The 20311-nt window shown below is 60.9% G+C and carries 14 protein-coding genes; 8 read left to right on the top strand and 6 right to left on the bottom strand.

Going from position 1 to position 20311, the window contains the following annotated elements; genetic code table 11:
* Window positions 1-31: 31 nt before the first annotated feature.
* Entirely contained in the window at window positions 32-802 is a 771-nt protein-coding gene (locus C1717_RS10240) for a tyrosine-protein phosphatase (RefSeq protein ID WP_102373041.1), read from the top strand.
* Between the two features lie 103 nt (window positions 803-905).
* Here C1717_RS10240 and C1717_RS10245 read toward each other — a convergent pair whose 3' ends face one another.
* Entirely contained in the window at window positions 906-3149 is a 2244-nt protein-coding gene (locus C1717_RS10245) for an LTA synthase family protein (protein WP_102373042.1), read from the bottom strand.
* A 322-nt stretch (window positions 3150-3471) separates the two neighbouring features.
* Complete coding sequence (locus tag C1717_RS10250) at window positions 3472-5439, bottom strand: KUP/HAK/KT family potassium transporter (RefSeq protein ID WP_180965946.1); 1968 nt, start codon at window positions 5437-5439, stop codon at window positions 3472-3474.
* A gap of 550 nt (window positions 5440-5989) precedes the next feature.
* Between C1717_RS10250 and C1717_RS10260 the strand changes: the two genes are divergently transcribed.
* The gene (locus C1717_RS10260) at window positions 5990-6673 is read left to right on the top strand and encodes a transaldolase family protein (protein ID WP_102373045.1); all 684 of its coding nucleotides are present in this window, start codon (window positions 5990-5992) and stop codon (window positions 6671-6673) included.
* Window positions 6674-6781: 108 nt separating this feature from the next.
* Here the strand turns inward: C1717_RS10260 and rlmKL are convergent, their stop codons facing one another.
* On the bottom strand, window positions 6782-9040 hold the full coding sequence (gene rlmKL, locus C1717_RS10265; RefSeq protein ID WP_102373046.1) for a bifunctional 23S rRNA (guanine(2069)-N(7))-methyltransferase RlmK/23S rRNA (guanine(2445)-N(2))-methyltransferase RlmL: 2259 nt from the start codon (window positions 9038-9040) through the stop codon (window positions 6782-6784).
* A gap of 114 nt (window positions 9041-9154) precedes the next feature.
* Here rlmKL and C1717_RS10270 point away from each other — a divergent pair, with 114 nt between their 5' ends.
* Complete coding sequence (locus tag C1717_RS10270; protein WP_102373047.1) at window positions 9155-10021, top strand: HAD-IIB family hydrolase; 867 nt, start codon at window positions 9155-9157, stop codon at window positions 10019-10021.
* Window positions 10022-10426: 405 nt separating this feature from the next.
* Window positions 10427-11416 (top strand): hypothetical protein, encoded by a 990-nt coding sequence (locus C1717_RS10275; protein ID WP_146003699.1) that lies wholly within the window; start codon window positions 10427-10429, stop codon window positions 11414-11416.
* Between the two features lie 209 nt (window positions 11417-11625).
* On the opposite strand, the gene C1717_RS10280 is transcribed toward C1717_RS10275, so the two are convergent.
* From C1717_RS10280 to C1717_RS10290, 3 genes are read right to left on the bottom strand one after another with little or no spacing between them, the layout of a single operon-like run.
* Window positions 11626-13587, bottom strand: coding sequence for an ABC transporter ATP-binding protein (locus tag C1717_RS10280; RefSeq protein ID WP_102373049.1), 1962 nt, complete (start codon window positions 13585-13587; stop codon window positions 11626-11628).
* Entirely contained in the window at window positions 13577-15406 is a 1830-nt protein-coding gene (locus C1717_RS10285; protein ID WP_245859677.1) for an ABC transporter ATP-binding protein, read from the bottom strand. The genes C1717_RS10280 and C1717_RS10285 overlap by 11 nt, the downstream gene beginning before the upstream one ends.
* Window positions 15403-15882 carry a MarR family transcriptional regulator gene (locus C1717_RS10290; protein ID WP_180965930.1) on the bottom strand — a complete coding sequence of 160 codons (480 nt, stop codon included), beginning with the start codon at window positions 15880-15882 and terminating at the stop codon, window positions 15403-15405. Before C1717_RS10290 ends, C1717_RS10285 begins: the two co-directional genes overlap by 4 nt.
* A 402-nt stretch (window positions 15883-16284) precedes the next feature.
* Between C1717_RS10290 and C1717_RS10300 the strand changes: the two genes are divergently transcribed.
* The 4 genes from C1717_RS10300 to C1717_RS10315 all read left to right on the top strand — a co-directional run bounded on the left by C1717_RS10300 (window position 16285) and on the right by C1717_RS10315 (window position 20270).
* Window positions 16285-17211, top strand: a complete 927-nt coding sequence (locus C1717_RS10300; protein ID WP_245859680.1) for a transporter substrate-binding domain-containing protein — start codon at window positions 16285-16287, stop codon at window positions 17209-17211.
* Window positions 17212-17267: 56 nt separating this feature from the next.
* Window positions 17268-18482 carry an amino acid ABC transporter permease gene (locus C1717_RS10305; protein WP_180965931.1) on the top strand — a complete coding sequence of 405 codons (1215 nt, stop codon included), beginning with the start codon at window positions 17268-17270 and terminating at the stop codon, window positions 18480-18482.
* Window positions 18483-18485: 3 nt separating this feature from the next.
* Window positions 18486-19238: an amino acid ABC transporter ATP-binding protein gene (locus C1717_RS10310; protein ID WP_281255289.1), complete on the top strand. Its 753-nt coding sequence runs from the start codon at window positions 18486-18488 to the stop codon at window positions 19236-19238.
* 147 nt (window positions 19239-19385) lie between these two features.
* A complete protein-coding gene (locus C1717_RS10315; protein WP_102373053.1) occupies window positions 19386-20270 on the top strand; it encodes an aldose 1-epimerase family protein in 885 nt (294 codons plus the stop codon).
* Window positions 20271-20311 lie beyond the last annotated feature (41 nt).

The following is a 20311-nucleotide window of genomic DNA, read 5'->3' on the forward strand; positions in this document are numbered from 1 at the left end:
GCGGCTCGGCGCCCGGAGGTGGACGGCGGTGATGGATAAACGTGATGCCGTACAGCCCCGGCGCTTGATGCTCAAGGGAGCGCGCAACGTGCGGGATTTGGGCGGATATCCCTTTGAGGCAAGCGATGGCACACATGGCTTTACGGCATACGGCAGCTATCTGCGAGGCGACTCGCTACGCAGGCTTACCGCGGCAGACATAGCATATCTTCGCGAGCTCGGCCTTGTGCGCGTGATCGACGTGCGAAGCGCCTTCGAGGTGCGCTATAGCCCCGATCCGTTTTCGCATGGGCATCACGATGGCATCGATTACATCCACATCCCCATGCTCGATCAGCTGAACTCAAGCGGCATGCGTTCCCAGGTGCCGGCTTGCATGTTCGATACGTATCGCAAGCTGCTTGATGAGGACGCCGGTGAGATGCGCGCCGTGTTCGAGGCGCTCGACACCTCAGGCTGCGTGCTCTTTCATTGCCGGGCGGGCAAGGATCGCACGGGCGTTATCGCCATGCTGCTGCTCGGTCTTGCGGGCGTTGCCGATGCGGACATCGTTGCCGATTATGCGGCAACCGGCGAGTATATGACGACGAGCATGTGGATTCAACGCTCGCTCGCGACGGCGCTGCTGCGAAAGAAGGTTCCCCGCAGCCTCTTCATTGCCGATCCTCGCGAGATGGAGCGCGCCTGCGCGTATCTGCGGAAGACCTACGGGAGCGCCTACCAGTACCTGCGTGCACGCGCGGGAGTTGATGAACAGGTGATCGAGCGAGTAACCGCGCGCCTGCGCGGGGCGCTCGCCTAGCTCATCCACGATTGCTGGGCCGCCCGCTCTCTTCACAAGAAAGCCGCCCACGAGCCCGTTCTGGAAAAGGGCTCATGGGCGGCTCTGTGCATTGCCGATGCCGTTACTTTATCTGCGTCGTCCCGGGAGCGAGGTTCGGGTCGGTTTCGTTTGCGGCTCCCTGCAAGGTCCTGGTATAGACGCTGTCTCCATGGTCGAAGAGCTTCAGAAACTGCATCATGGCCAGGTCCTGACGAGCTTTGAGCGCAGTGGCGTAGACCTCGGGCGCCGCGGTGGGGTCGTCCGTGGCCGATTCGGTAAGATGCCATGTTCCGCCGGCATCCTGGAATCCAACGGAATTGATTGCTGGCATGTCGACGCGCAGGGCCATCTGAGCCTTTTGGTAGTCGGTCATCGGCGCGCCGATGAGCTCCATGAGGGTTGCACCGAGGTAGTTCGAGGAAAGGTCGACTTCATCGCTCTCCTGCGCGCGGCCTGCCACATCGTAGTTCGCCCAGATGACGTATTCGGTCTGGTACAAGCGCTCGCTATGGGTCGCGGCGTCCTCGTTGGTGAACCACTCATCGTTGTAATCGGACGGGAAGAACGGCTGATGGTCGCCAAAGAAGACGACCACGACGGGCCGATCCAGATCCTCAAGCTCATTGAGGAACTCGCCAAGCGCGCGATCCGACTCTTCGATGAGCGCGAGATACTCGTTAACCTCGGCGTCGTACGTGCCATCGATGAGGTAGTTCGTGCGCATGCTCATGGGGAGGAGCCCCGTGGTATAGCCAGAATGGTTCTGCATCGTGACGTCGAAGATGAACTGCGGGTCATCGCCCGAGTTGAGCAACTCTAGGATCTTGTCGTAGGTCGCCTCGTCGGTCACCATGCCACGCAGCGTGTCAGCACCTTCGAAATCCTCGATGGAAAGGAAGTTGTCGAAGCCAAAGTCGGCATAGACGTTCTCGCGGTTCCAGTTGGTGGCATGGTTGGGATGCATGGCGGTGGTGGCATAGCCCAGGTCGCTGAACTGCTTGGCGAGGTTTTCGGCATGCGTGAGGTTGTAAATGGTGTACGGGTACACGCCGTTGCCGAGGTAGGCCATGGAGTTGCCGGTGAGCACCTCGAACTCGGTGTTGCACGTGCCACCTCCATAGGCGCTTACGTACAGTTGCCCGGTCTGGAGCGCATCGGAGATCGACTGGAAGTTCTCGGGTCCTTCATATCCGGCATGCAGATTCTGGTAGATGGACAGGTCGGAGAACGTCTCGTTCATCACCACGATTACCGAGGGATTTTCACCTTCGAACTGATCGACCGCCTGGGCACGCTCCTCGGAGGCGCCGGCTCCCTCGTCAAAGGAGGCGGCGTACTCCTCGACGAGCTCCTCAGCGTCATCCTTGGTGTAGCCTTCGGGCTTACGGGGCTGGATGGTCTGGGCGCTGGAGATGAAGCTCGGCAGGAAGCCCTGGCGATAGTAGCTTTCAAGCGGCCGCCAGGTGTAAACCTGGATGCGCAGGACGTTGTAATAGTCGATGACCGTGACGTGGCAGACGATGAAGGCGAGGCAGAGCGCACCCACAACGAGGTTTATCAGGCGCGACTTGCGCGTGCGTTGAGAGGGCTCGGGAGCAAGCACCACCGCGTAGGCGAGGGTGAGCCACGAGAGGGCGAGGAACATCATGCCATAGAGGCAGTAGCAACTGAGCGTGAAGGTGTAGCCGCCGCCCACCGCCGCCGCCGTGGCGATGGCGGTAAGGTCACCGGGTTGGATGGGCTGCGACTTGAAGAGGACCACGAAGTACTCGGCGATGCCGATCGCGAAGAACGCGAAGCTGAGGAGCGCTGCAAGGCCAGCGCGGCGCTGCGCGAGGTAGAACATGCCTGCGACGGCGGACGCCACAAGCACGACTTCGAGCAGAAGGCACAGTGGATACATCCACAGAAGGTTATGGTTGCTGGGGATCTCGAGCGCGAGCGTGGCGAAGATGCCGGTGAGCACCGTGGCGAGCGCGCACGCTACCTGCGGATGGGGCCATAAGCCATCGGGACCGGCGATGGCGCGAACCCGTGCGTAGAGCCGCGGGCGCGCGCATGAAAGAAAAGCCGCCCCGGTGATCACGGCGTTTACGATGAGCGCGGATACGATATCGTCTTGAACGAGACCAAGGGCGCTCCAGACGCCGAGGAATACCTGCAGGGCGACCATGAGGACAACCCAGACCATGCTGCTACGCTTGAGCGGCAGGACGCTACCTCCGGAATCATGGGCGTCGCTGCCCAGGGATCGGCGCCTGCACTCCATGATGCAGAGAACGATGCTTGCTGCGGCGGCAATGAAGGATATGACTGAAACGAGCATGATGGCTCCTCAAAATCCGCGGGCGGAAGAGCTTGCAGAACCCTGACGGAAAGTTCATGTACGACTGACGAACACACGAAAACATATGGTACCCCGTGATTGTCGAGATTCTATCGAGTAAGGTTTGGTACCTGCTTGGAATCCCAGTTTCTGCATATGGACTTGCCGCGCTGGCAAGGATGCCGGCACGCATGAAAAAAGCCCGCCCTCAGGCGAGGGCGGGCATGGTATGCGCTGTGGTATAGCACGGCACGCGCAAGGCTAGGCGACGGCCGGCACTCGAACTGCGATTGCCGGTCGTTCGCGAGCCCTATCGCATGCGTTACGGGCGCTCGTCGGGCGCGATGCGCACCATCTTGTTCACACTCTTGAATTTGGTGAACAAGGGCACGTACTCCACGAACACGCTCGAGTTCTCGAGCCCGTACCACTGCGCGGGCGAGCCGGCGAAGCTGCGGATGGCGTACTTGAGGCTGATGGCGGTGCGTTCACGGCTATGCACGTCCGATTCGGGCGCAAGGGTTTTGCGCAGCATGCAGAACTGGAACGAACCGATGGGACCCGGGTGCTTGTAGACCGAGTAGTCGTGCGCCTGCGGAGGGAGCTCGCCGGAGGCGGAGAGGTCCTGCACGATCTGGCGCAAGTAGGCGTTCACGCGCTGATCGACCTTGTAGCCAAGGAAGAGATGCACGCGGAAGACGTAGTCGGTGCCAAAATCCTCAACCGAATATGCAAAGGTGTAAGGATCCTCCATGACCTCGACGTTGATGAACCACCATGCCTTTGCGCGCTTGGGGTGCTTGTCGAGGATCGAGTAGAGGATGTCGCGATCGAGGTAGTCGGTATTGGTCCCGTTTGTGAGGTAGACCAGGTTGTCGCAAACGAGGTCGTAGGTGGTGTCGTTACGCAGCCGATCGAGTTGGTCGAGGTAGCTGCGCAGCGGGAGCAGGGTGGCCTGGCGGCGCTCGACCGAGGTGCCTGCGTACCAGCACAGCATGATGGCCATGATGAGCGCGGCGAGCAGGATGGTGAAATAGCCGCCGTGGAAGAACTTGGTGAGCGAGGAACCAAAGAAGAAGCCTTCGAGCGCGACGAAGAACAACAGGAAGATCCACGGGAAGAAGTTGAGCTTGCGCACGCGATGCAGGTAGAAGAACAACAGCACCGTTGTGCAGAGCATGGTGATGGTGATGGCCAGTCCGTAAGCCGCTTCCATGTGCGCGGATGACTGGAACAGCAGCACGACGACGATGCAGCCGGCCCACATGACCTTGTTGACCAGCGGAATGTAGAGCTGGCCCTTGGTTTCGGCAGGGTAGAACACCTGCAGGCGCGGCATAAGGTCGAGACGGCTCGCCTCGGACACGAGCGAGAACGCGCCGGTGATGAGCGCCTGCGAGGCGATGATGGCCGCCAGCGTCGAGAGGATCACGCCGAAGGGGCGCATCATGTCGGGGAGCATCTGGAAGAAGGGGTTGAGATCAGCGATGCCGACAAGCTCGGTGTTTCCCGCGTTGGAGAGCAGCCAAGCACCCTGTCCGAGGTAGCTCAGGACGAGGCACACCTTAACGAACGGCCACGTAGCGTAGATGTTGCCGCGGCCGACATGGCCCATATCGGAGTAGAGCGCCTCGGCACCGGTGGTGGCAAGGAAGCAGCTACCCAAAATCATGATGCCGGCGTGGTTGTTCGGCGAGAACAGGAACTGTATGCCGTACAGGGGATTGATGGCGAGCAGTACCTGCGGTGCGGCGAACAGCGAGACGAGGCCGACACCGCCCAGGAACAGGAACCAGAAGGTCATAACCGGGCCGAAGGCGCGCCCGATCTTGGAGGTGCCCGCACGTTGGACGGCAAAAAGGGCGCAGACGATGATGAGGGTGATGACCACGACGTTCATCTGGTTTTCGCCGATGAGCGCGTGCATCTCGGGAATGGTGCGCAGACCCTCGACGGCGGTGGTGATGGTCACCGCGGGCGTGAGAACGCCGTCGGCGAGCAGCGCGGAGCCGCCGAGCATGGCGGGGATGATGAGCCACTTGCCAAAGCGGCGAACGATCGAATAGAGCGCGAAGATGCCGCCTTCGCCGTGGTTGTCTGCTTTGAGTGAGATGAGCACGTACTTGATGGTGGTGAGCAGCGTCACCGTCCAGATGACGAGCGAGAGCGCGCCGAGTACGAACTCCTCGGTAACGCTCATGATGCCGCCGTTACCCGCCAGCAGCGCCTTGGTAACGTACATGGGCGAGGTGCCGATATCACCATACACCACGCCGATGGTCACGAGCATCGCCGCGAGGCTCACCGGAATGGAGTGCGCGTCGGGGTGCGCAGCCCCCTTGATGGTCTTAAGGGGACGGACGGGTGAGGAATCATTGGACGTTCCGCGGCCCTTTCGCGCCTTGCGATTCTTGCGCAGCAGGGACTCGCGAGGTTGCGTTGGCGCAGCCACGCCGTCGGTATCCTGCGGCTCGTCTAGTTCAGACGGGCTTTTCGCATCCTGATCTGTCATTGTCGACATTCTCCTTGGGCATCACGTGAGTGCTATCCGCCGAGGCTCTGAACAGCCAGAACGGCAGCTAGCAGGCAGGAGGAACCCACCATGGCACGTCATTATAGCGGTTGCCCATATAAGTTGCATCAGCTCCATGCGCCGTTGAAGAGGGCTCGCTGCCACCTTGACGAGCGCTTGCATCGGCTGCATCGCTACTTGCCTAGCGCGCTCTTCGATAATCGGCTGGGTTGATTGGCAACCTGCGTTCAGATGCTGCTCTGTGGTAAGCTCAAAGCTGGAGCCGATTTGATAAAGCTCCTGCTTGCAACGGGTGAAAGGGATGAGCATGAAGTTCTTCATCGACACCGCGAACCTGGATGAGATCGCCGAGGCGAAGAGCTGGGGATGCCTTGCCGGCGTTACGACGAATCCGAGCCTCTATGCAAAGACCGGTGGCAAGCTCGCCGACTTCGAGGGGCACATGAGCAAGATCGCCGAGCTGTGCGCGGGACTTCCCGTCTCCGCTGAGGCCACGTCCGAAGATGCGGAGGCGATGGTCGCAGAGGGACGCCGCCTTGCCGCGCTCGCCCCCAACATCGTTGTGAAGCTCCCCATCTGCGAGGCGGGTCTCGCTGCGACGCGGACTCTCGCCGACGAAGGGGTGCGTGTCAACATGACGCTCGTCTTCTCCGCTCCTCAAGCCCTGCTCGCCGCTAATGCCGGAGCTCGCTACATCTCGCCGTTCGTCGGTCGTTTCGACGATCTGGGCGAGGATGGCGTGAGCCAGCTCGCTGATGTGATCGCCTGCATCGGTAACTATGATTGGTCGGGCAAGAACGTCGACGACACGGTCGAGATCATCGCGGCTTCCATTCGCACGCCGCACCATGTCACGCAGGCGGCGCTGCTTGGTGCAGACATCGCCACCGTGCCGTTCGCCGCACTCAAGAAGTGCGTGCACCATCCGCTCACAGACCGTGGGCTGGAAGGGTTCAAGGCGGATTGGAACAAGGTCATCGCCGGCGCGTAAGCCGAGGCGGGCGAGAGCCTGGAGCCTGCAAAGTTCGGAGGCATCCGGGTGCTGTCCCAGGTCCGGGCGTCACGCGCTGCCGCGTTTTGCCTAGGATACGGCCAAAGGTCAGATGCGCTCTACCACATAGCAGCGATGGATTCGCTTGTTGCGGGCAAAGTCCTCGGGAATGGTGCGCTCCGTGATGTCGATGAGATTGACGCCGCGTCGGCGCAGCTCTTCGAGGTCCGGCTTGAATCGCCGCAGATTGCACGAGAAGATCGCCCGTCCTTGTGGCGTGAGCAGGTGGGCGAGAGCGCTCACCAATCCGACGTGATCACGTTGAACGTCGAAGGTGCGCCCACCCATCTTGGTCGAGTTGGAGAACGTCGGCGGGTCGCAGAAGATCAGATCCCAGCGCTCGGACCGCCGAAGCTGCCGCTCGATCCACGTGAGAACGTCAGCCCGAATAAAGCGATGCTTTTGGCCGGCGAACCCGTTCAGGCGCATGTTGTCACGCGCCCATTCGAGATAGGTGTTCGAGAGGTCCACCGTGGTGGTTTCTCTCGCGCCGCCATCCGCCGCGTAGCAGGTTGCCGTTCCTGTGTAGGCAAACAAGTTGAGGAAGGTCTTGGCATCGCGCGCATAGGTGCGCACCAGGTCGCGGGTCACGCGGTGATCGAGGAAGATTCCGGTATCAAGGTAGTCATCGAAGTTAACGATGAAGGTGAGGCCGCCCTCGCAGATGCGCGGTAGGCCACGACGGTCGGTCCGGGCGTGCCCGCTTCCTTGTCCCGTAGCCTGGGCGTACTGCGACCCGCCGCGCGAACGCATGCGCGTTTTAGCGTGCACGTGGTCAAGCTCAACATCGAGCACGCGCGGTGCGATGGCCAGGATGTCGAGCATTCTGGCCTGGGACATCCCCGCCTCAACCGAGCGCGGAGCGGCGTATTCCGCCACGACAAGCCATCTTCCCGGTGTGCGCTCGCTGCCTATATAGAGGTCGATTGCCACAGCGTAGTCGGGGAGGTCGGCGTCGTATACACGGTAGCAGCTGACCCCCTCGCGGTCGGCCCAGCGCCGGCGTAGGCGCGCGACCTTGATGAGGCGGCGTGCGAACTGCTCCGATTCAGGCAGGAGGACCGGTACAGGTCGGCCGGATGCAACGTCGACTGAGGGCAGCTCGTGAGCATCATCGGATACTGGGACCTCGTCTAAAACCGTGAGGGTGATCTCGTCCGATCCCATGGGCAAGGTGTGGTTGCTTTGCACGGCTCGCCCAATGGCGAGCGCAGATGAGACATCTGCGCCAACCGTGATGACGCGCACCGCGACCCCTGCGTCGCGGCACGCGGCTTCCGCGAGCAACGCCTGGCCAATCGCCCGGGCAAGCCGAGCGGGTGCGTTGGCCGTAAGATCGCAAACGATGTGGGCCCGTGGCTCCAGGTTTCCGCGGCGCTCCTCCTCTGCCGCGAAGCGACGCACCGCCTTAGCGAGGGCGTCTTGGCGCGGGGATATCGTCTCCACGAAGCGTCGCGCACCGATCGAGTCGAGCATTGCTTGGCGCTCTGGCGTCATGGCGGCGTCTTCACTCAACAGAAGTATGCGCCCCCGTGCCGGACGGTCGGCATCCCCCGCCTTGATCTGAGCCCATGCGGCTGCGTCATAGTTGAGAAGCTCTTGGAAGCCCCAGCGTGCGCGCTCCGAGCCCGGCTTGATTCCCGCGAGTTCGGACGCCGCTTCGAAAACGAGGGAATCTGCGACATCGCCGGCGCAGATAAGCAGCGAGGCTGCGTTCGGCTCTCCTGCTCCTTGACAATGCCTGGTCCACTCACCTTCGGCTAGCACGAGTGCGGCGTAGTCGGATCGAAGACGGCGGGACGCATCATCCATTGCGTGGTGGTGGCGCTTGAACAGGGGCTCGCTGCACAAATCGATGCCAACCGATGCCCGATCGCCGCGTACCGTCACCGCTACATGGACGTCTGCGTCCCGCATCATCGATTCTGGTTTTGCACCGGTTTCGTCGAGCATGCGATCGACCAGGCCATCCTTGGCGCATTGGGCTATGAACCGCGTGTTGCGTAGCGCATCATTGGAGCCCTGGGCGGAGACCAAGACAGTCGAGCTGCGTCTGAGCAGCTGCTCCCAGGCAATCGCGTACATTCCGTCATAGAGGTCGTCCGCGGTTGCGCAATGGAAGCGAGCGACAACCGCGTTGATGCGGCTTGCAAGCCGAGATTCCAAGCATGGACGGTATGCATCGGCGAGGTCGCCTTCAAAGGAGACGCGGCCTGCGAGCGGGCGCACGCGTCGGCATCCCAGCGCTTTGAGTTCGATGGCGAGCGCGCGCTCGAACCCACTGGGGCAGCTTGCGTAGAATTCCATGAAGGCACCTCTTCCTCGCGGTTCGCGTCGCGCGCACCATTATACGTGCGCCTGCGACCGCGGGAAACGCCTGTGGACCATGGCATAATAATCAGCGTTCGAAAAGGAGGGTGGATGTTGGGAGAGAGCATTCAGGCAGGGGAGCCTCTGGCGCACGGCGCGCTTGCGGATGGCGGGCCGGCATACCTGTTCTTTGATATCGACGGGACGCTTATCTGGCATGATCCCGATCTTGAAGTAAGTGAAACCGTTGCCAAAGCGCGGCCCAGCGATGCTGTCTATCAGGCATTCCGTACGCTTGCATTGCGAGGACACCGCACGTTCATCTGCACGGGTCGGCCGCTCTGCATGGTGTCGGATCCGCTTCTGGAACTCAATCCCACCGGCATCATCTGTTCGGGCGGCGCTTGTCTCTACCTTGATGAACGGATCGCCCGCGACGAGGCCATGCCACGTGAGCTGCTCATCCGCTCGGTCGAGCTGATTTCCTCGTGCAACGCCGACGTCATGTTCGAAGGCACGCACAACAGCGTGATGCTTGCAGCCCGTGACAGCGTTGCCGATCCGATATACCCCGCACCGCGCGCTGTCGATGCTGCTGGTATGGAGCGGGTGACCGATATGAGGTTCAACAAGATCTGCATTCCCCAACCGGAGCTTGAAAAGCTCGGTCCGGTGCGAGATGAGCTGGATGCATGCTTCGATCTGTTCGATCTAGGTGGCGGGGCGTTTGAGATGACTCAGCGCGGCGTGGACAAAGGCTACGGCGTGCGGGGAGTTCTCGACCACTACGGCGCAGGCGCGGAGAACGCTTTCGCTTTTGGTGATTCCGGCAACGACCTGCCGATGTCATCTGCAGTCGATACGTTCGTCGCGATGGGCAACGCACTCGAGCCCGTAAAGGAAGTGGCTTCGTTTGTAACCGACAGCGTCCAAAACGACGGTGTCGTCCGCGCTTTGCTCCGACTTGGATTGATCTAAAGCTTAACTTCGTGTAGCGAGCCAACCTACGGTCTCTTAGGAATCGTTGGCGTTTCTCTTTGGGTTGATTCGAGCTTTAGGCAATCCTCTGTGCGCTATTGGCACGTTTACGGACGGCAAAGGACGTTGAAGCGTGCACGAAGCGCACAGAGGTTGCGGTTGTTCCGATGAGCCTGCTGCATCTGATCGATATCGAAACGCATCGGCGGGTCGCCGCCGCTCAATGCGTGGGAGTTGCCGCTTGCCGATTGACTCGTTGCATGCGTGTCTCGCGAGCTGGGTCGTTGGTCTTTTGAAAGAAGCTGGTTGGAGACCTGTTAACACATCATTTGCTAAGGTCGCAGCCATCGTTGCCGGTGTTTACGGGATGTTGCTTCGGCATGGTGCGCAAGGGCGGGTGATGTCGTGGCCAGGAACGTTGATAGACGCGTCGATTCGATGCTCCGTGAAGCGGTGCTGCATGGACGCTATGTTGTGCCGCGCTCGCGAGCGGATAGATTGGCGCTTGAAAGGCGGGTTGAGCGCGGTCTGTTGCTGTCGCCCATCAAAGGCTGCTATGTGGACTCCGCCCGCTATGGAGAGCTTTCCTTGCGTGGCCGTGCGCTTGCTGCGATACGCACGTTGGCCGAATTGCACCCTCAATGGGTGTTCTGCTCATATTCCGCCGCGCTTCTTTTTGGACTGCAGGTCCCTTATGCCTTTCTAGACAAGGTGCATATCGCCGTCGGTAGGCACCAAAGCCGTCGGCGGTGTCCAAATAGCCTGCAGTTCCATGTTGTAGAGGGCGATGGACCGGTGACGGTGCAGGGTATCCTGGCAACAACGCTACAGCGCACGCTGCTCGACTGCGCATGCCAGGCGCCGTTCCGCTATGGACTTGCTATCGTCGATTCGGCGCTGCATTGGGAGCTCGTCTCACGCAGCGAGCTTGAAGCGTATTTCAGACTGCACGGGAAGGGAAGGATGGGGATCAAAACCGCTCGAGAAGTCCTTCGCTGGTGCGATGGAAGAAGCGAGAACGGTGGGGAATCGGTTGCCCGGGCAACGATAATAAAGCTCGGATTCATGGTCCCTGAGCTGCAGGTAGAGGTCACGGACCCGATGAATCCCAACACGACCTCCCGAGTAGATATGTTCTGGCGCCTGCCGGACGGGCGTGTAATCATCGGAGAGCTCGACGGCATGCAAAAGTATCGGCAGGCGGCAGCAGGGCCTGATGACATGGGTGTGATTTCGGCGCTTGCGCGCGAGCGTCGGAGAGAGGCGCGTTTGAATCTAACCGGAGCGACGGTGATACGGTTCTCATACGCCGAGGCAGAAGATCAAAATTACATGTTCAGGCTTCTATCCCGAGCTGGGGTGCCGCTGGTGCGCCGTTCGCGGGTCGATAAGTGAGACATCTAGGACGCCGCTAGAAGGGCTTCGCACCCTAGCCGAAACCCCTGTGCGCTTTATGCACGCTTGTGCTTTAGAAATAGTAGAAAAGTGCGCCAATAGCGCACAAAGGTTTATTGGTATCGCTTGATAACGACAGCCCCGCGGTAAAACGGGGCCCACATGTGAATCCATGCGGGCCCCGTCCAAGCAATTCGATGTGCGTAAGGCTACTCGAGTTCAAACGCTCCGGTGTAGAGCTGGTAGTACACACCGCGCTTCGCGATGAGTTCGTCGTGGCTACCGCGCTCGATGATGCGACCATGGTCAAGCACGATGATCGCATCGGAGTTGCGCACGGTGGAGAGGCGGTGCGCGATGACGAACGTGGTGCGCCCGTTCATGAGCGCATCCATGCCTTTCTGCACGATGGCCTCGGTGCGCGTGTCGATGGAGCTCGTCGCCTCGTCAAGGATCATGACCGGCGGATCTGCCACCGCAGCGCGGCTGATCGACAGCAGCTGGCGCTGGCCCTGGGAGAGGTTCGAGCCGTTGTCGGTGAGCATGGTGTTGTAGCCCTCGGGCAGGCGCTCGATGAACCCGTGCGCGCCAGCGAGCTTTGCGGCGGCGATGCACTCCTCGTCCGTGGCGTCCAGGCGTCCGTAGCGGATGTTGTCCATAACGGTTCCGGTGAACAGGTTCACGTCCTGCAACACCACGCCAAGCGAACGACGCAGATCGTCCTTCTTGATCTTGTTGATGTTGATCCCGTCGTAGCGGATCTTGCCGTCGGCGATGTCGTAGAAGCGGTTGATGAGATTCGTGATCGTGGTCTTGCCGGCACCGGTGGCGCCTACGAAGGCGATCTTCTGGCCAGGCTCAGCCCAGACGCTCACGTCGTGCAGCACCGTATGACCGGGCTCGTAGCCAAAGTCAACATGATTCAGGCGCACGTCGCCCTCAAGCGGCACAAGCTCGACGGTCCCATCATGGTGCGGCCACTTCCAAGCCCAGCGCCCGGTGCGCTTATCGGTTTCAACAAGCTCGCCGTTGTGCATGCGGGTGTTGACGAGCGTAACGTACCCCTCGTCAGCCTCGGGCTCCTCGTCGAGCAACTCGAAGATGCGCTCCGCACCGGCGAGACCCATGACCACCGCGTTGATCTGCTGCGAGATCTGGCCGATCTGACCGGAGAACTGGCGCGTCATGTTGAGGAACGGCACCGTCACCGCAATGGAGAACGCAAGGCCCGAGATGGACAAGTTGGGCACGCCGAGCTCGATGAACACGCCACCCACGAGTGCGACGACCACATACATGAGGTTGCCCAGGTTCATGAGGATGGGGCCGAGCGTGTTGGAATACATGTTCGCCGCGCGCGCCGCCTGGAAGAGGGCTTCGTTGCGCACGTCGAAGTCTTCCTGTGCAGCATCCTCGTGGCAGAAGACCTTCACGACGCGCTGGCCGTTCATGATCTCCTCCACATGGCCCTCGACGATGCCGATCTCGCGCTGCTGGGCCACGAAGTTCTTCGCAGAGCGACCGCCGAGCTGCTTGGTCACATACGTCATGAACAACACGCCCGTCACGACGACGAGGCACATCCAGATGCTGTAGTAGAGCATGATGCATACCACCGAAATGCAGGTCACGGTGGTGAGCACGATGTTCGGCAGCGACTGGCCGATCATCTGGCGCAGGGCATCGATGTCATTGGTGAAATGGCTCATGATGTCGCCGCGCTGGTGCTGATCGAAGAAGCGGATGGGAAGGTCCTGCATGTGGTCGAAGACCTTCTCGCGGAACTTCTCGAGCGAGCCCTGCGTCACGATGGCCATGACGCGGTTCCATGTGAAGCTGAGCGTGAGCGAGACCGCGTAGATGCAGATGAGCGAGACCGTGAGCGATCCGATGGGGCCTGCTGCGCTCGCCCAGTCACCCGACGGCCATATCTCGGTCACGATCTCGAGAGCGCGCTGCATGAATGTGGAGGGCAGCGCAAGAAGGATAGAGTTCGCCACGAGGCAGCATAAGACCAAGGGCAGGAGCTTGGGGTAGAACGAGAACAGGGTGCGAATAAGGCGAGCGAGCGTCTTGCCGCGACCACCTTTGGATTTCGCAGCGGGCTTGGTGCGGCCGGCAACGTTTTGACGATTGGCCTCGTATTGTTCGCGAGCGTCATTAGCGGGCATCGGCGGCACCTCCTTCCTGGGTTGCGGCGTCTGCGGCGGGAGCGACCTTCTCGGCAGCGGGCGTAGCAGCATGCGAGTCGCCGCTCTCGTTGCTGGCGCGATTCTGCTGCTCGTAGGTATCGCGGTAGATATCGCAGGTCTTCATGAGCTCATCATGCGTGCCGAGGCCGACGATATGTCCGTTGTCCAGCACGAGGATGCGGTCGGCGTGCTCTACAGAGCTCGTGCGCTGCGCGATGATGATCTTCGTGGTTTCTGGCAGGTATTGCGCCAAGCCCTCGCGGATGAGCGCGTCCGTCTTGGTGTCCACGGCGCTCGTGGAGTCGTCGAGGATGAGGACCTTCGGGTGCTTGAGCAATGCGCGGGCGATGCACAGGCGCTGCTTCTGACCGCCGGACACGTTGGTGCCGCCCTGCTCGATGTAGGTGTCGTACTTTTTGGAGAAGCCCTGCACGAACTCATCGGCCTGAGCGAGTTCGCAAACCTCCTTGATCTCGTCATCCGTGGCGTCGGCCTTACCCCAGCGCAGGTTCTCCTTGATGGTTCCGCTGAACAGCACGTTCTTCTGCAGTACCACGGCGACGTTGTTGCGCAGGTATTCGAGGTCGTAGTCGCGTACGTCCACGCCGCCAACCTTCACGGATCCCTCGGTCACGTCGTACAGGCGGCTGATGAGGTTCACAAGCGAGGTCTTTGCCGAACCGGTGCCGCCCATGATGCCGAGGGTCTCGCCGCTCTTGATGTGCAAGTCGATCTCGGCGAGCGCGCGGTGCTCGGCTTTCTCAGAGTACTTGAACGTCACGTTGTCGAAGTCGATGGAGCCATCTTTCATCTCGGTAACGGGGTGTTCCGGGTTCTTGATGGTGGGCTCGGTCTCGATGACCTCGACGATGCGCTCGGCGCTCTCCTGCGCCATGGTGATCATGGCGAATACCATGGACACCATCATGAGGGCCATGAGGATCATGAAGCTATAGGTGGTCAGGGCGCTCATCTGGCCGACGTTCATAAGGGTGCCGCGGCTGGAGATGACCAGGTAGCTACCAAACTGGATGACCACGACGAACACCGTGTTCACGGAGAAGTTCATCATGGGGTTGTTGAGGGCGAGGATCTTCTCTGCGCGCGTGAAGTCGCGGCAGACGTCCTGGGCGGCCCGGCCGAACTTCTGCTTCTCGTAATCCTGGCGCACGTAGTTCTTCACGTCGCGCATGCCGGTGACGTTCTCTTCGATGGACTCGTTGAGGGCGTCGTATTTGCGGAACACGGCTCGGAAGATGGGGTGCACGGTGCGCACGACCTTGAAGAGCCCGAAGCCCAGAAGCGGCACGATGATCACGAACACGATTGCCATGGGGCCGGCCATGATGAAGGCCATGATGATGCCGCAGAGGAGCAGCATCGGGCAGCGCACGGCGGTGCGGATGATCATCATGTATGCGAGCTGCACGTTCGTGACGTCCGTGGTGAGGCGCGTAACGAGCGATGAGCTCGAGAATTGGTCGATGTTGGCGAAGCTGAAGCGCTGCACCGCCGCGAAGATGTCGCGGCGCAGGTTCTTGGCGAATCCACAGGATGCCTGGCTGCAGGTGATGCCCGCGCCGATACCGAAGGCCAGCGAGGCGAGGGCCATGGTCACGAGGGCGGTGGCGTAGGGAACGAGTTGCGCGAGCGTCGCCCCTGCCTGGATGGCGTTGATGAGCTGGGCCGTCACAAAGGGGATCGCCACCTCCATGACCACCTCGCCGAGCACGATGATCGGCGTGGCGATAGCTGCCTTGCGGTACTCACGGATGCTCGCCATGAGTGTCCTTATCATGCAAGTTCCTCCCAACGGTTTCGTATCTTGTCGAGGATGCGCCCGAGCTCGAGCCTCTCTTCGATGGTGAGGTTATCGAAGGCGCGCTCTCGGAAGCGAATGCGATTCTCCTGGTCTCGCGCGGCTTCCTCCATGCCCTTCTCCGTGAGGCGAATGGTGAGCTGCCTGCGGTCCTCAGGGTTGCGGGTTCGCTCGATGAGTCCCGAGGTCTCTATTTTGGTGAGCACCTCTGAGAGCGAGCCGGGCTTGAGCTCGAAGTACGAGCCGAGCTCTTGCTGAGACATCTCGCCGCCGTGTTTGGCGATAAGGCAGATGATGGGTGCCTTGCCCGAGCGTCCACCTCCATGGAAATGAAGATAATGCCCGCAGTAACCAAGTCCTGCGAGCAGGCGTTTCGCCAGATCATCGGCAGCGACGGCATCTGAGCCGCACGCTTCCGTCTTCCGTGAAGGGTCCTGCCCCTCCTGCAAGTCCATGAAGTCCTCCTTTCCCTGTATGCGGTTGCGAATCGTGAACATAAGAAGATTACTACGGCTGTCGTTATTGTCAAGGTACCGAATCATTAGGTTGCAACCCATCTGCGGAGCTTCATCGAGCGTCTTGGAGAGCGAACCGTGCGGATGGGTGCGGGCATCCTCTTCACCTGATGGCGCAGCCGAATCAACTATGCGCAAAAGCGTATGCGAAGTTATTCACGAACAGCGTAAAGTCTGATGTGAATGTATCAAAACGGTAAACAGCCTGCGGAGCTATGCAGATTGAGAGTATGATGCAACAGTGCGCGGAACTTTCTCGCATTAAGTTGCAAGGGGGAGGGGAATGGGTCCCCTCCGGTTGCGCGTACGGAAGGGGTTTGAAACAACAAGGAAGGAACAGCCATGGGAACCATTTCGTATGACTCGCAGGACGAGCCTGCGCTATATTCGCGGCGCAGGATACTGAGGCTATCCGGCCTCATGGTAGGTTTGGGAGGCATGGCCGTACTTCCGGGTTGCGGCCCCGCGGCACCCGATGCACGCGTGGGCATGGCCCCGACCGGCTCCGACTCCGCTGGATCGGCGGGGGTGCTCGGCGACGGCATCACGTTGCGCGTGGGTATGGAAGCGGCGTACGCGCCCTTCAACTGGCAGACCACCGAATCCTCGGAATTCACCATCCCTATCGAGAACGTTTCCGGAGCTTATGCCGACGGTTATGACGTCCAGGTCGCTAAGGTCATCGCCGAGGCGCTCGATATGGAGCCCGTGGCGGTCAAGCTCGATTTTTCGGGTTTGATCGACGCCCTCAACAACGGCCAGATCGATATCGTGTGCGCCGGCATGTCGGCTACTCCGGAGCGCGAGCAGTCGGCGGATTTCTCCGATTCGTATCTCGACGACAACATCGTGCTCATCGTTCGCGATGACTCTCCCTATGTGGGGGCGACCACGTTCGCCGATCTCGAGGGTGCGTATATCCTGGGGCAGGTGTCGACGCTCTATGACGACGTGATCGATCAGATTCCCGGGTGCGTGCATATGACGCCGGCGGACACGCTGCCGTTGGTGGTCGAGAATCTCGCAAGTGGTTCGTGCGACGCAATCACCTACTCAGAACTCAGCGTGCCAAAGCTTATCGAGATGTATCCGAATTTCGTCGAGCTACAGCTTACCGGCCAGTTCGACGGATCTCCTATGCCCGCCAATGCGGCCATCGCCAAGGGCCAGGAGGATATTTTGGATCGCATCAACGACGCCATTGCATCCATCTCGGATGATGAGCGCCAGGAGCTGTGGACGGCGTGTACGGATCGCCAGCCCGCCTAAGCCCCGCTGTCTTGTGGTTCGCGATTCCGATCCCTATATATTAGTAAGGTGATTCTATGGACGCACATGCTATCCCCAGGCGAAACCGCTTGGTTGCCTTCGTATTAGACGATCACCGCTACGTGCTTCTGGGTACGAGCGTCGTCGCGTGTTTGGGGATGCTGCTCTCAAGCAGCCCCCGCCCATGGTTTAGTTTCATGTACTACGCCTACCCAGTCGAAGTGGTCATGTACTACCTGCTCTTTGCCTGGGTTTGCGTGAGCGTTGCTGCGCTCATCTCGAAAGCGATGCTGAGGGAGCGCTATGCCCAGGCGTCGCCGTTCACCCGCCCGCCGGTGAAGAGCGCCTTGCGCTGCACCTCCTATCTCATGTGGGCGATCACGGCGGTTCTCATCGTCGACCGCGTGGTGATGGGTCTCGCTTCGGCGTGGGCGGTCGCCACTTCGGTGCAAAGCCGTCCCGAGGATGCGCTCCAAAGCATCCTGTACATGCTCTGGCACGGTCGCGACATGTTCATCACGGGCATCATGACGACGATTGAGCTCGCCGTGCTCGGCACGGTCATCGCGTTCTTCCTCGCGTTGCTGCTCGTGTTCTGCCGCATTCAAACCATCGATCGTCCCGATAACGACCTCGTCCGCTTCCTGAAGGTCGTGGGGGCCTGGTTCGCCAAGGTATACAGCACGGTGATTCGTGGCACCCCGATGATGGTGCAGGCCGGCATCATCTACTACGGTGTGATCGGCATTCTGCGCGGCTCGGGTATGGGAACGACCGAGATCAACGCCCTGTGGTCTGCCTTCACAGCTGGCCTTGTGACCATCTCGATCAATTCGACCGCCTATATGATGGAGGTGCTGCGCGGCGGCATCGAGTCGGTCGACATCGGTCAGACCGAGGCGGCTCGATCGCTCGGCCTTTCTCAGTGGCAGGCGATGCGCAAGGTCGTGTTCCCGCAGGGCATCAAGTTCGCGATACCCGGCCTCTCCAACGAGCTTGTCATCAACATCAAGGACTCCTCGGTGCTCTCGGTCATCGGTACGTTCGACCTCATGTTCGCCACGAATACCGTTGCCGGCATCTACTGGCAGCAGCTGCAGGCCAACATGATCGCCGCGGTGGCGTACCTGATCCTCACCATGGTCGCGACATGGCTGCTCAACAAGTTGTCGCGCCGCTTAGGAGGTCGCGGCGCCGGGGTGACCGGCATGTCTGATTCCACGGTGAACGCCGAGGCCGCCACCGCGGCCGCCGATCAGATGGGGGCATAGACCATGACCGATACGCTTAACGAGCCCATGGTGCGCATCGAGGGCTTGCGCAAATCGTTTGGAAGTCACGAGGTGCTCCGCAACATAGACCTTACGGTCATGCCCGGCCAGGTGGTTACCATCATCGGTGCGAGCGGTTCGGGCAAGTCGACCCTGCTGCGCTGCATCAATCTGCTCGAGACGCCCGATGCCGGGCATGTGTGGTTCCATGGCAAGGACCTCGCGGCCGAGCATGTGGATGTCAACCGCCTGCGAGAGAGCATCGGCATGGTGTTCCAGGGATTCAACCTGTTCAACAACATGAACGTGCTCGATAACTGCACGCTCGCCCCGGTCACCCTCAAGAAGATGAACAAGCAGGAGGCCGAGCGAACCGCGCTTGCGCATCTCGAATCCGTGGGGATGGGAGAGTTCGCGCATGCCCATGTGAGCACGCTCTCGGGCGGGCAGAAGCAGCGCGTCGCCATCGCACGCGCGCTGTGCATGAATCCTGACCTCATGCTGTTCGACGAGCCTACCAGCGCGCTCGATCCCGAAATCGTGGGTGAGGTACTCGAGGTGATGCGCGCGCTGGCGCGTGAAGGGATGACCATGGTCGTGGTGACGCACGAGATGGCGTTCGCGAAGAGCGTTTCGGACGAGGTCGTCTTCATGGACGAGGGGATCATCGCCGAGAAGGGCTCCCCGCAAAAGATATTCACCGCGCCCGAGCATGCGCGCACGCGGGAGTTCCTCGCACGGTATCTGGACGATTAGAGGTCGGCGCCGCCGGCAGGGCGATCTGCTATCCGTTCTGCTGGCGGCTCCGGTCACCGAGCTTTAGCACGGCATCGAGACGTGGAGGGGTACGATGGAACAAGCGGGCGCGCAGCCCGCTCTCGCCACGCGTTCTAAGGAGTCCGCATGCCTAACACGACCATTTCCACCGAGGGCCTCGTTGCCGTCATCGATCATTTCGGCGCCCAGCTCACGAGCCTTAAGAAGGATGGAAACGAGTATCTTTGGCAGGCGGATCCGCGCTGGTGGGCAAAGCACGCCCCGATTCTCTTCCCGATCGTCGGATCCCTGCGTGATGGCAAGGCGATGTCCTCCCAAGGACCGATCACGCTCGGGCGTCACGGCCTCGCCCGTGATTACGAGCACGCGGTGGTCGAGCATACAGACAGCAAAGTCGTCTTCGAGCTCGTCGACTCGGAGGCGACCCGAGCCGCCTACCCGTACGCGTTCAAGCTCAACATGACCTATGAGCTCACAGGCCCTGCGAGCCTTACGCAGACGTTCAGGGTGGAGAATACCGGCGACGTGGTGCTGCCGTTTTCCGTGGGCGGGCATCCTGCGTTCAACGTTCCGGCACCAGGGACTGAGCACGAGCGCTTCTCCGACTACGAGCTTGCTTTCACGCGCCGTTGGACCTGCGACACGCCGGTCATCGCCCCGGGCGGGCTCAATACGTACTCCACGGTGAAGCGCATCGTGGACGATGCGGATACCATGGCGCTCACCCACGAGTTCTTCGATGAGGACTCCGTCATGCTCACCGATGTCCCCGATGGCACGCTCACGCTGCGCAGCCGCGTCTCCGGCCACGGCGTGAAGATCGATTTCGCCGACTTCCGCTACATCGGCATCTGGTCGGCTCTTGGCGACGCGCAGTTCGTGGCGCTCGAGCCGTGGACGGGCTTCTCGACCCTCGACACCGAGGACGACGTTTTCGAGCACAAGTGCGACATCACGCTGCTCGATCCCGGTGCGGTGGACGAGCGCTCCTTCACGGTGACGCTACTGTAGGGCTGCTGGCTTCGGGTCTGATTCCCGGGCGCTGCCCGCCG

Source organism: Enorma phocaeensis, assembly GCF_900186505.1.
Lineage (GTDB): Bacteria > Actinomycetota > Coriobacteriia > Coriobacteriales > Coriobacteriaceae > Enorma > Enorma phocaeensis.

Excerpts from the sequence above, each read along its gene's own strand:
- C1717_RS10300 (WP_245859680.1), top strand. The coding sequence starts at position 16,285 with ATGGGAACCATTTCGTATGACTCGCAGGACGAGCCTGCGCTATATTCG.
- C1717_RS10305 (WP_180965931.1), top strand. The coding sequence starts at position 17,268 with ATGGACGCACATGCTATCCCCAGGCGAAACCGCTTGGTTGCCTTCGTA.
- C1717_RS10270 (WP_102373047.1), top strand. The coding sequence starts at position 9,155 with ATGTTGGGAGAGAGCATTCAGGCAGGGGAGCCTCTGGCGCACGGCGCG.
- C1717_RS10280 (WP_102373049.1), bottom strand. The coding sequence starts at position 13,587 with ATGCCCGCTAATGACGCTCGCGAACAATACGAGGCCAATCGTCAAAAC.
- C1717_RS10310 (WP_281255289.1), top strand. The coding sequence starts at position 18,486 with ATGACCGATACGCTTAACGAGCCCATGGTGCGCATCGAGGGCTTGCGC.
- rlmKL (WP_102373046.1), bottom strand. The coding sequence starts at position 9,040 with ATGGAATTCTACGCAAGCTGCCCCAGTGGGTTCGAGCGCGCGCTCGCC.
- C1717_RS10250 (WP_180965946.1), bottom strand. The coding sequence starts at position 5,439 with ATGCTCGTGACCATCGGCGTGGTGTATGGTGATATCGGCACCTCGCCC.
- C1717_RS10240 (WP_102373041.1), top strand. The coding sequence starts at position 32 with ATGGATAAACGTGATGCCGTACAGCCCCGGCGCTTGATGCTCAAGGGA.
- C1717_RS10245 (WP_102373042.1), bottom strand. The coding sequence starts at position 3,149 with ATGCTCGTTTCAGTCATATCCTTCATTGCCGCCGCAGCAAGCATCGTT.
- C1717_RS10285 (WP_245859677.1), bottom strand. The coding sequence starts at position 15,406 with ATGATAAGGACACTCATGGCGAGCATCCGTGAGTACCGCAAGGCAGCT.
- C1717_RS10290 (WP_180965930.1), bottom strand. The coding sequence starts at position 15,882 with ATGGACTTGCAGGAGGGGCAGGACCCTTCACGGAAGACGGAAGCGTGC.
- C1717_RS10260 (WP_102373045.1), top strand. The coding sequence starts at position 5,990 with ATGAAGTTCTTCATCGACACCGCGAACCTGGATGAGATCGCCGAGGCG.
- C1717_RS10315 (WP_102373053.1), top strand. The coding sequence starts at position 19,386 with ATGCCTAACACGACCATTTCCACCGAGGGCCTCGTTGCCGTCATCGAT.